This window comes from Neobacillus drentensis, from assembly GCF_036962765.1.
Lineage (GTDB): Bacteria > Bacillota > Bacilli > Bacillales > Cytobacillaceae > Neobacillus > Neobacillus drentensis_C.
Map to the genome: position 1 here is coordinate 1 of NZ_JBALOS010000010.1, position 11,766 is coordinate 11,766.

Annotated in this window: 8 protein-coding genes and 1 pseudogene; all 9 read right to left on the minus strand. The window is 41.9% G+C overall.

Features of this window, described 5'->3' with window-relative positions; all coding sequences use genetic code 11:
* Window positions 1-280: 280 nt before the first annotated feature.
* A pseudogene (locus V7137_RS02560) lies at window positions 281-1,617 on the minus strand (IS3 family transposase).
* 175 nt (window positions 1,618-1,792) lie between these two features.
* Entirely contained in the window at window positions 1,793-2,542 is a 750-nt protein-coding gene (locus V7137_RS02565; RefSeq protein ID WP_335383325.1) for an ABC transporter permease, read from the minus strand.
* Window positions 2,543-3,304 (minus strand): ABC transporter ATP-binding protein, encoded by a 762-nt coding sequence (locus V7137_RS02570; RefSeq protein WP_335696612.1) that lies wholly within the window; start codon window positions 3,302-3,304, stop codon window positions 2,543-2,545.
* Window positions 3,305-3,476: 172 nt separating this feature from the next.
* Window positions 3,477-3,818 carry a DUF1048 domain-containing protein gene (locus V7137_RS02575; protein WP_335696613.1) on the minus strand — a complete coding sequence of 114 codons (342 nt, stop codon included), beginning with the start codon at window positions 3,816-3,818 and terminating at the stop codon, window positions 3,477-3,479.
* A 71-nt stretch (window positions 3,819-3,889) separates the two neighbouring features.
* Window positions 3,890-4,210 carry a PadR family transcriptional regulator gene (locus V7137_RS02580; protein WP_016131412.1) on the minus strand — a complete coding sequence of 107 codons (321 nt, stop codon included), beginning with the start codon at window positions 4,208-4,210 and terminating at the stop codon, window positions 3,890-3,892.
* A 527-nt stretch (window positions 4,211-4,737) separates the two neighbouring features.
* Window positions 4,738-5,769: a LacI family DNA-binding transcriptional regulator gene (locus V7137_RS02585; protein WP_335696614.1), complete on the minus strand. Its 1,032-nt coding sequence runs from the start codon at window positions 5,767-5,769 to the stop codon at window positions 4,738-4,740.
* 192 nt (window positions 5,770-5,961) lie between these two features.
* Complete coding sequence (locus V7137_RS02590; protein WP_335696615.1) at window positions 5,962-9,144, minus strand: glycoside hydrolase; 3,183 nt, start codon at window positions 9,142-9,144, stop codon at window positions 5,962-5,964.
* A gap of 621 nt (window positions 9,145-9,765) precedes the next feature.
* Window positions 9,766-10,824, minus strand: coding sequence for a PrsW family intramembrane metalloprotease (locus V7137_RS02595; RefSeq protein ID WP_335696616.1), 1,059 nt, complete (start codon window positions 10,822-10,824; stop codon window positions 9,766-9,768).
* Between the two features lie 282 nt (window positions 10,825-11,106).
* Window positions 11,107-11,661 carry a DUF3231 family protein gene (locus V7137_RS02600; RefSeq protein WP_335696617.1) on the minus strand — a complete coding sequence of 185 codons (555 nt, stop codon included), beginning with the start codon at window positions 11,659-11,661 and terminating at the stop codon, window positions 11,107-11,109.
* Window positions 11,662-11,766 lie beyond the last annotated feature (105 nt).

Here is an 11,766-nt window from a genome sequence, read left to right on the forward strand (position 1 = left end):
AATGACTGGATTCATTCTAAATCTCCTCCACCAACATATAAAATTACCGGTACCCCTAATTCCTTCTTGCAGTATCATAGCTTCGCTTGTTATACGAGTTCCATAGTCCCAACCAGCCTCAATCATGTTTCTACAAGTAGGGGGCGAACTGTTTAGCTGACGGGATCGAATCCCACGGGTGCTTACGTTCTACCCCGGCTACCGTTATAATAAAACCATATAAAAAAAGGTCAACCAGAAATATAAACTGTACCCGTTGTAAAGGACATTATAAAAAAGGTCATGCCACATGTAGAAGATGATTTCTGTATTCCACAGGGGTCATCTTCTTTAAATTCCATTGATATCTGAAATTGTTATAGTAGGTCATATATTTTCTTATTTCCTTTTTAAGTTTTTCTAAAGAATTACACGGTTTTATGTATGCTTCATCCTTAAAATGACCAAAAAACGACTCTTGTGGAGCGTTATCCCAACAATTTCCTCTTCTTGACATTGATTGTCCTAACCCTAGTTTTTTAACGATCTTCTGAAAAGTGGGACTAGTGTAGTGTACTCCTTGGTCTGAGTGAATAAAGGCTCCTTCTGCCAATATTACTCGTCTATTTTTTTTTAACTTTACCAATGTATCTGTAGCTAAATCCAATGTAAGTCGACCTGATACGTTATAAGCCAATATTTCATTAGTTGAACTATCCTTAATAGTGGACAAATAAGCCTTTTTTCCCTTTCCGTAATACAAATAAGTAATGTCAGTTAGTAATACCTTACCTGGAATATCTTGTTTAAATACTCGGTTTAGTAAATTCGGTAGTACCGAGTGTTCTTGGGTAGCTTTCAACATCTTTTTATAAGGGTTGACTCTTCTGATAGGGCATTCAATCTTGTATTTCTTCATAATCCTTCGGATTCGTTTTAAGTTATATTTAATATCAAATTGCCCTTTTAACGTCATCTTAATTTGCCGGGCACCTTTATTACGTCGTTTAAAATGAAACGCCTTTAAAATATTTTCTTTTAAGATTAAGTCTTCTTTTTCACGGCGATCTCTGATTTCCTGAGATTTCGGAGAAAAATAATTATAATAACCCGAGCGAGAAACTCCGGATATTTCGCATAAGTAACTCACCATATTATTAAGTTCATACTTTTTAATTACTGTACGAATTAAGAGAAATTTCTGTTCAGCAGATACTTTTACTCGTTTCTCTCCAGCCCCCTTTCCATCATGTCTAACTTTTTTAGTAACTCATTTTCAGCTCGCAACAGTTGAATTTGAGCTTCTAATTTTGCATTTTTTTCTTCTAAACTAAGATTTCTTTTAGTCGGTCTCCCAAAATTATCTTAACGTGTATCTCGAAGTCCCAATACTCCCGATTCATTATAAGCAACACGCCATCTATAAGCTGCTCTATTTACCCTAACGATACCAATGATATCAACATCAAAACCATTCTCCTCAAAAATCTGTCGTGGTAATTTTCCATTCTCACTTTCAGCTATAAAAATCCTTTTAAATTCATCAGTGTATGTAATTCCTTTTGTACTGATAGATTTGACATTAGGATTATTAGAAAGGATCTTTATATCTTTATCAGTGAAAAGTTTTTTTGACATAGGATTAATCTCCAATTCACACATTTTTTATTCATTATACATAAAAGTACCCGAGAGGGCAGACCTTTTTTAAATGTCTACTCTATCGGGTACAGTTTATATTTCTGGTTGACCCATTTTTATTTGGTTTTATTTATGACGGTAGCCGGGGATGGCTAATCGCATAATGGTGTACTTACCCTAACTGGCGTTTAAATTGTTTACTGGCGAAGAAGTAAGCGATGACCATGATGCCGACGCACCAGGCAAGCGCGATCCAGATACCGTTGCCAACAGACCCTTCATACAAGAGGGCACGAATCGCATTCACGATTGAAGTCACGGGCTGGTTCTCAGCGAAAGCACGGACAATTTTAGGCATGGTTTCGGTGGGGACAAAGGCCGAACTGATAAACGGCAGGAAAATCAGCGGGTACGAGTAGGCTGTCGCCCCTTCCATAGACTTCGCTGTCAATCCGGGAATGATCGCCAACCATGTCAGCGCCAGCGTAAACAGCCCGAGTATCCCAGCTACCGCGAGCCAATCCAGGATATCAGCGCTGGAACGGAAGCCCATCAAGAGCGCGACGAGGATAACCACCACGATAGTAAGTGCATTGGAAACAAGCGAGGTCAACACGTGAGCCCACAATACCGACGAGCGCTTGATGGGCATGGTAATGAAACGCGCCATCAGCCCGCTCTTTACATCCGTAAACAGCCGCACGGAAGTGTAAGCGACGCCGGATGCGATAGCCATCAGCAAGATTCCCGGCAATAAATAATTGACGTAGTTGTCCGTGCCTGTCTCTATGGCGCCGCCAAATACGTAGACAAACAGCAGCAGCATCATAATCGGCGTAATCGCCACCGTGATAATCGTATCCGGGCTGCGCATGATGTTGCGCATTAAACGCCCTAGTAATACCCCTGTTTTGCTTTTCATTTACATCTCCTCCTTTTTGCCGATGATCGCGAGGAAAATTTCCTCCAGTGTCGGCTGCTTCTCGATGTACTCCACTTTCGCTGGCGGGAACATCTCTTTGAGTTCGGTAAGGGTACCGGTCGTGATGATTTTTCCGCCATGCAGGATGGCGATACGGTCCGCCAGTTGTTCGGCTTCCTCCAGGTACTGGGTCGTCAGCAAGATGGTCGTGCCGCCGCCGGCAAGCTCCTTGACGGTATCCCAGACTTCAATCCGCGCTTCGGGGTCAAGCCCTGTCGTCGGTTCGTCGAGAAAAATGACTGCTGGCGTCCCGATCAGGCTCATGGCGATGTCAAGCCTTCGCTTCATCCCGCCGGAATATTTGTCCGCCCGGCGGTTGGCCGCATCGGTCAGGCTGAATCTTGCAAGCAGATTGTCGGCGACTTGAGCGGGATTGGAAACTCCCCGCAACTTGGCGATCATTATCAGGTTTTCCCGCCCGGTGAGCATGCCGTCTAAAGCTGCAAACTGCCCTGTCAGGCTGATGCTCTGGCGAACATGATCCGGTTGACGCTGGACGTCAAAGCCGCAAATGCCTACTTCACCGCCATCGGGCTTCATCAGCGTAGAGAGGATGTTGACCGTCGTCGTCTTTCCCGCTCCATTTGAGCCCAGCAGTGCGAAAATTTCGCCACGCCGGACCTCAAAATCCACCCCCTTTAAGACTTCCTTGTCTTTAAAGGATTTTTTTAACCCTTTTACAGAAATCGCTGCATTGTTCATACTTTTTTCCTCCTTATAAAAAGCGTCTTCGCGGAGCTAGATTGCCTATACTCTTCTATCTAGTCTGACTGATAATCAGTATTACTTATTACCTGGTTAAAAATATAACTGAATAGCGAAGGCGGCAATTCACATTTGTAACCAGCTAATCAGTCGGTATGATCTATTGAATTTATTTTTTTCCAAATCGATTCATGATACTCTGATTCAAATCTTCACGATACTTCGCGAAATAGGTTTTAGCGTTTGCCACTAGTTCGTCGGCAAAGGACGCCACGTCGTCCCCAGTGATTTCCAGCACTTGTCTGCCTTCCGCCGCACCAGCTTCGAACAAATCGATTAATTCATACTGCATGTGTAGCATATCCATCCCGTTGCCCGCTGAGAAATTCCACATGTAGTTTTGAATTTTCTTAAATACAAACTGGTAGTCCTCTGGCAGGGCTTCAACCCGTGCCATCATCATCTTGTATTCTTTTTTATCACCAATCATTTTTTTGAACATTTCCAACATGTTATTTTTCCTCCTTTTTTATATAGCTGAACAAGACACTCCAAAAATATCGGACGGAATATCTTATGCAGCTAGATTGACTTTAAGACATTGATTTTTGATGATACAAAATCCCATTTTTTCCAAAACAATTCAAGTTCCTGGCGGCCAGCCTCATTAAGTGAGTAAAACTTGCGGGGCGGCCCCATATCTGACGGTTTTTTTTCTATGTTCACAAGTTTTTTCTTTTCTAATCGCACGAGGATGGTGTAGACCGTCCCTTCCACGACTTCGGTAAACCCAAGCTCGTTCAGGCGGCGGGTAATCTCGTAACCATAGGTTTCATGGCGGCTGATGATTTCCAGCACGCAGCCTTCCAGCGAACCCTTCAGCATTTCAGTTAAATTTTCCATATTCAGAGCCTCCTTTCCCTCCTCTATTTTGTCTGACTTATATTCAGTATAACTTAGTACTAAGGTAAATTTTTACTTAATAGCTTTTGGGAAATCTCGCTATTAAGTATTGCTTATTACAAGTACATCGTAACACCGAGTAGCAGAGAAGTCAACTATTTTTCTTAAAAATATTTCGATACCAATATTAACGGCTATGCAAAACCTTCACAAATTGATACGGTATCTATTTCGTTTAAAGAAAATAAATAGTACAAAGGTTTGGAAAAATATTCATATGTCTTGAAAATCACCTTCATTCCTTTATCCAGTAATGGAAAAAAAGCAACAAAAAAGGACAATCAAATTGTTGCGATTTGATGTCCCTTTCTAATTATTTTTTATATTTTGTACTCGAAGACAGATCCCGTTAACCTCTGATCCCTTTTTTTCATTCTTATCATCTTTTGCAAATGTGTAAATAACACATTAGTATATACCGTTTCTTCTTCAACCAAACTCCCTATCCAAAAAGAAATGCGAAGTCATCACCAGGCAGTGGAGTTTCTCTTGGTAAGAAAGGGTTCAATGGTAACTTCTTTTGTCCCTTCCGCTGCTTCTTGCTCATTTTTGGCGTTCATAATTAAATCCAATGCCACTGTCCCGAGTTTTTCGTAATCATGGTTAATCGAGGTAAGGCTCGGCGTCAAGATATTGGCGACAAACGTATCATCATAGCCGACAAAGGCAAATTTCTTGGGGGCGATCTGTTGATGATTGCACGCAATGAAAGCACCGGACGCAATCATATCATTCATACAAATAATCGCCGTTGGCAATTCCTTGTTTTCTAACAGTAGTTTCATCGCCTCTTGTCCGCTTTCCACTGAAAAACCGCTGTAGATCTGCCATTCAGGATGATATATCAGACCATTTTCCATCAGGAGCTGTCTGAACTCTACAACCTTCATATCGGTTGAGGTGATCCCTTCCATTCCTCCCAGTAAGCCAATGTTTTGGTGGCCGATTTGGACTAAATGGTCCACAATCATCTTCATACCCAACCGCTCATCGGATTTCACTTTATAACAATCAACGCCCGCCATCTCTCCATTGACCATCAAAACAGGGATCTTTTTCATTACCTCCAACACCTCAGAAGCCTCTTCTGGAACGGTTGCTGATTTGTTAATGCGGCCGCCCATCATGATGATCCCTTCGACCTGGCGTTCCGAAAGAACCTTGAGGTAAACCGACTCCATCGTGCTGTCGTTCATGGAATTGCATAAGAAGAGCGTATAGCCCTTTTTTTGAGCGTATTTTTCCAATTCGATGCAGAAGCTTGAAAAGAATGGATTGGTGATGTCTGGCAAAATCAGCCCGATCATCTTTGTTTCTTTTTTTGACAAACTTCTGGCAATACTGTTTGGCTGGAAATTATATTCCTGTATTTTCGCCAGCACCTTCGCTTTTGTCTTTTTGCTGACGGGATAATTGCCATTTAGGACCCGTGATACGGTCGCCGGAGATACGTTTGTGGCTTCGGCAATATCGTAGATGGTCAACGTCTTTTTATCCAACTGAATCCCTCCCTTCTTTAAAAAATAAACCCATATATAGAAACGATTTTATCCTACCAATCTTTCTTCCAATTGTAATCTATTTTAATTGAAAAATGGTAGTTGTTAAGGTGAAAGTGGCGGCATGGGGAAAAAACAGCAATAAAAAGTCATAGTTGAGTACTTCAGCATCCTCAACTATGACCCATTGGATTATCTAAATGTAACCGTATAGGTTTCCGTCTGGAGTCCATCCTCCGATTTTACGGTGATTACAGCAGCGTCCTCTTCTTCCGTTACCTGATAAGAGGCAAATAAGTCGTTGGTTACCGCTGTCACTACAGGAATTTTCGGAGCTTTGTCCTTCACATTATACGTAAAATGGTCAGATTGGAAATCCTTTAGCGGCTTTCCATCGATTAAGATACTCTCAAGCGTTGAATCATCGCCAATACTTGGTCCAGCCTTCGTGACATCTCCTTTTCCAAATACCTCGATCTCCGAAATCGCCATGCATGTATTCGACATGGCTTTCATCAACACACGGATCTTCGATGTAGTCACGGGTGCAAAATTCACCGTTACGTCCTTTTTCGCCTTCACCTCTAATTGGGTTCCGTCGATAGCCTTCCAATTGGCTCCATCCCAGTACTCAAGCTGAAGGGATGCTGGTGGTCTCGTACCGCCGCCATCATCATAAAAATGGAAATCGAGCTTGGAAATCGTATCTTCATGGCCAAAATCGATGGCTACCCAATCTTCAGGCCTCCAGCTGTTTGGATCCCAGTTCGTCCAGCGAACCGAAGAGATATCTCCATCGTTGACATTGGTTACTTTATCATACTGTCCGGTAAAGGAAGCGGTTGCCTTTGGAAACTCCTGCCCAGAGCCCGGAAGGTTTAATGCGATGTTCTGCAATGCCGGTTTGGTGACTTGCACATTGGCCGTTACTTTAACCGGACTATACGGAATAGAGCCTTTGACAGTAAATTTGCCAAGATGTTCATACTTCATGGGGTCAATCGGTTCCCACTTCACGCGGACGTTTCCTTCTGTACCGAGCTTAAGTTGAGCAGGAACAAATTCTGGCAGTTCAGGCGCTCTGCCTGGAACTGTTTTCACTTTTATCGGTTCCACACTTTCCACCTTGCTGACAGTTACATTGGCGATTGCTGGAATCTTCGTTCCTTCAACCGTACCATTCACTGTAAAAATGGTTTCCTTTTCATATTGTTCAGGGTCAATCGGCTCCCACTTCACCGCTTTTTGGACTCTTTCTCCGTCACCGTAAATCGCTGTTACCTCCTGTGGCATTTCCGGTGCGATTTTTTTCTTCGTGACGACTACATTGGCAGGTTCAATATCTACAATTCCGGCCTTTTCGATTTTCCAGCTTTGATTCTTTCCAGCATTCGCTGACCAGACCCCAACTCCAGCGTTTTCACTTGTTGACGAACCGCCAACTTCCAGTAATTGACCGTTTGCTGCGTTGATGAACGTGTATTGTTGATTGCCAGAGGTGGATAACATCCACTTTTGGCTAGCTGAGTTTTGATCGGCTTTCTCCACAGCTGACCCATTTTCTACACCCATGACTTTGCCACTATTGGTGTCGACAATTTTATATAATTCCTTAGAGCTGTATCCATTGGTTACTTTTTGAATGCTCCACTGCTGGGCCGCTTTATCGCGGTCATAGGTTTTTTGAACAATCTTGCCATCCTGAGTGATATCAAGGACCTTGCCGCTATTTAGATTGCTTATTTTATATTGATTTTTGCTATTTAAGAAGCCAGCTTCCTTGTTGACTCCAGATACACCGGATACGACGAAGGTCGTGATCGATTGTGCTGGAACCACCGCTGATAATCTTTCATCTTTTACCTGGATGTCTGCTTTTTTCTGCAAATTATCAGTGGCAGAGGTTGTATATGGCGTTGCTGTTGCCGTCTCTTTCACCGTTTCAAATCCAGATAAGTCAAAGTCGACTGCTTTTTGTTCCGTAGATGAATTGGTATAAACGACCACAGCAGAGTCATTTTTCGAATCTATCGCTGCTAGAGTATTATTGTTGTTTGAATTAATAAACTTGTCGCCAGGGCGGATAAATTTACTATAGTTGCCCATTGCGTAGTATTTTTTATTTTTGTAGATTTTAAAATCGCTGAAATCCTTGGCGGCAAAGTCAACCTGTAGCAGACCCCAGTTGCCATTTTCATGCTCAGGTCTCATGTTTACTTCATCTTCAACTGCTTGCCAAAGCACCCATGCCTCAGGCTCGAGCTGCTGGATATCCGCCTGAATTCTTTCCGAGATGGCAAGTCCTGTCTTGATGTCCTCATGATTCTGGCCACCGACACTAAGGTCAACCTCCGACATCCACAGTCTTTTATCCGCACCTTTGGCAATATCTCTCGCACCCGTTCTTTCTCCTGTACCGTACGTATGTACATTCAACTGCCCAATATTATTGCGGGTTTCCGAATTATACGCATCCCAATCTTTTCGGAATGTGGATGGATTTGTTTCGTCCATTGCCGAGACAACGGTATCCAATCCTTTTTCGGATAATTGCTTTTTCACCTCATTAATCATTTTCGCTTGTGATGCCGGGTCCCAGTGTGATCCTTCCTGTCTGCCCTTGGCTCCCCAGTAGTTAGTATTGGGTTCATTTACGGGTGAAAGCGTTTTAAATTGAATGCCTGTGTCTTGCTGTAAATGGTCCACAACTCCTGTTAAATAGCTGGCAAAATTCGTGTATTGATCAGGCTTCAGGTTATCCTTATTTGCATCCCAGTTTCCTGATACGTATCCACTTTGAGTCATAAAGTATGGTGCCGAGTTTGAAAAGGCTTCAAACGTATCGGCCCCTCTAGACTTAGCTGCTTTCAGCCACCATTGCTGGTTGGCATCAGCGCTCCAGTTCCAATGGTTAGGATTTTTGGGGTCCCACCAATTCTTCGGCTCTGTCCAGCCTGCAGTGTTTCCATTGGGCGGACCAAATTCGGCCGGCCGATTCCAATAACCAGGGACTGCTCCGCCAAGACGCATGTACGGAGTGGTCTCTGGTGAATCACCACCGCCTATATTATATCGAGCAATATTAAAATTAAGTCCATCCTTGCCATAAAGGGCATCAGCTAATTGATTTTTGACTTCTTCCGGCCAGCCGCCCGTAATATTAGCAAACCATACAAGGGCTGTTCCCCAGCCATCAAATGGTGCCTGTTGATAGCTTGGATCTAATTTCACCTTCTCTGTTACAGTGTTCGATTGGGCTTCTTCGACGGCAAGTACCTTTGGTGCTGCAGGTGCGAGCAGACTAAGCGTCAGAGCTGTGGCCGAACCGCATGTTAAAATCCGTTTAGCCATTTGTTTATAATTAGCTTTTACCATTCATCCATCCTCCTTTTACTATTCTTCTAGATTCAAAAAGCTAGATTGATCATCACCTCCTAAAGTTTGGTGCAGAAACCGGTTTCTATCGAATGGAAATTAGGCCCTACCTCTAATTGAAACACGGCTGTGTGGTGTTTGTTTTAGTTAGAAACCGGTTTCTATTTGATCAACAATATAAACCTTTCTAGATTGTAGAAAGCTTTGTCGTTTTTACCAGGATGAGATTGTGGAAACCGCTTTCTTTTTGCTCAGTACGTGAGAGGTTCATGGGGATGAAAAAAGTTCTTGCTGTCGATTTGCTTTTCGATTGAAGAATACCGAAAGAAGAAACCGGTTTCTATTTGGTCTAGGTTTAAAGATTGGGAGTATGCTTATTCTGAATACTTTCACAATTTTAAATATAAAATCATAAATGGATACTGTCAATACGAAAGAGAATTTTTGGTCCATTGTTCCTATATTAAATAGGACTAGCGGCCCCGAAGACTTTTCAGCTGGTTTCCTAAATAGGCTAATGGGAAAAAAATCAGGTTATGTAAAGTATTACCTGGGTCAGGCGGCAACACGTCCCGATTTCACATACAAAAAAATAAAACAGAAGATTTCTCCCCTGTTTTCTTAATACATCAATTTTCTTTCCCCTATCTCCTTTAGACCGGCACGGATGAGCAGGAAAACAACTATCCATGAAGCCGCCATTAAAAAAACTTGCCCATAGGGGAACATTCCAGATATAGGTGTGTCCCATAAAGCATGAATCAAAACTACTAAGATAAAGACGCGTAAAAATTTAAAACGGAATAGCATATTAAGATTAAATGGATGGTCCCCTTGTACTCGGCAGAATGCTGCACCAGTCAAAGCAGCCCAAGCAACATGCCCGCCTGGAGCAAAGATCCCTCGCCATAGTATTGTGTTGTAGAGTTTTGCACCATCCCCAGAAAGCAGTGCCCTTAAAGCATACCCAGCTGTTTCGAACGCTGCAAAACCTGCTCCAACTGCTGCACCAATGAGAAGGCCGTTTAGAATAAACCTGTATTTTCGGTATCGAACAAAAGTAATGACTGTTATCGCTTTGGCAAGCTCCTCAGCAATTCCAATCGTAATCGGATTGATCATGTTTTTCAGAATATCAAAAAACACGAGCGCGACTAACATGGAGAGAATCCCGCCGATCATCACGACATAAATGACTCGATAAAAAGCAATATTTTGCGGAGCATTCATCTCCCAGAAGAAGGTTAACGTTGTAAAGGGAACAGCAGAAGCACCAACAATAATCAGTCCAGGTATAAAGTTCACATTTCTAAAATAGCTTACACCTATATAAAATCCTACGAAGGCAAGAAGTGCGATGATGAACACCCTTGCAAAAAGCCAAGGTTTTGGCCATGTGTCTTTCACTTCCGTAATTTTGGGTGTGGTAAGCGCAGTTCCGACGATGAACAGCCGTTCCGCTTCCAGTTCACTATGATTACGGAAAACACGCGAAAATAAGTTTTGAAATTTCGGCTCAATCGATCGTTCAAATTTTGGAACCATATCAACATAATGGGCAAACTCATAAAAAAAGCTGTTTTCATCCTCTAGTGTATTATTTTTAAAAAACTTTTCGCCGCAGTTTAAGCAGAACTTCACACCATCTGGATTGGAATAAACACAATGCTGGCATTTCAAAAAACTTCACCCCTCTTGGCTTCATTTTTACTTTATTGTTAATATTGTTAATACTATGATGGTCAATTAATTGAAATCTTACATGAACCATTATCATTCTTATTTTAATAATCGATACACTAATCACGTTGATAATTAACTCTGAGGTCTGTTTTAAGATTTTATGTATTTGATGTTGTACAGCAAAAAACATCCTCAAAATAAGGATGCCCAATAATAGGTAAATTAATTGAAAACACGTTTATCTTGTGTTCTTGTCCACATGTTACTATCTACACTACCCTAACTTAAAGGTTGTTGGGAACCCTGTGGAACGTAAAATGGTGGTACTTTAATCCATCCGCGTTTACGCATTAAATGTTTTAATCTGGTCGCGAAAGCAAATTTTTCAGTTTGAAACTGAATAAACATTAAACCGACATCTGTACGAATTGATTCGGAAGCAGCACCAGCAGCACGCATAATTAAACTAACGATTTTTAAAGATAATTCGTTTGCAATCACTTCATCCGTTAATTTAACACCAAGAGGAATACTGTTAGGGTCTGATTTTGGCATATCTTCAGGTGCAGGAGGTAATGTAATTCCTTCCTTAATCATGAAATCATGAAGTTTTTCCCTCTGACTGGTCCCTAGTTTCATATCTTCTTCAAGTATTGCTTTTAGTTCATCATCCGTCGTGGTATTTATACCTGCTTGAACAGATACTTTGGCTAATTCAAGTCCAGCTAAGTAAATCCAGCATGACATCACTTCTCCGACATGAAGAGGTTGGCCTTCCTCTTGAACTGTCAGTGATTTCATGGCATCCATGATTGTTTCCATTATATTTACCATGCGATTTCCTCCTAATCTGATAGTAAACTATATATATTCTTTGTATGGAAAGATTTATTATTCAGAGGGTACCGCCAACATTATTTCATTAAGTAAAACCTGTGA

Bases quoted from the DNA above. Each gene is read 5' to 3' on its own strand.
- V7137_RS02575 (WP_335696613.1), bottom strand. From the start codon at position 3,818: ATGTTGGAAATGTTCAAAAAAATGATTGGTGATAAAAAAGAATACAAG.
- V7137_RS02570 (WP_335696612.1), bottom strand. From the start codon at position 3,304: ATGAACAATGCAGCGATTTCTGTAAAAGGGTTAAAAAAATCCTTTAAA.
- V7137_RS02600 (WP_335696617.1), bottom strand. From the start codon at position 11,661: ATGGTAAATATAATGGAAACAATCATGGATGCCATGAAATCACTGACA.
- V7137_RS02565 (WP_335383325.1), bottom strand. From the start codon at position 2,542: ATGAAAAGCAAAACAGGGGTATTACTAGGGCGTTTAATGCGCAACATC.
- V7137_RS02590 (WP_335696615.1), bottom strand. From the start codon at position 9,144: ATGGTAAAAGCTAATTATAAACAAATGGCTAAACGGATTTTAACATGC.
- V7137_RS02580 (WP_016131412.1), bottom strand. From the start codon at position 4,210: ATGGAAAATTTAACTGAAATGCTGAAGGGTTCGCTGGAAGGCTGCGTG.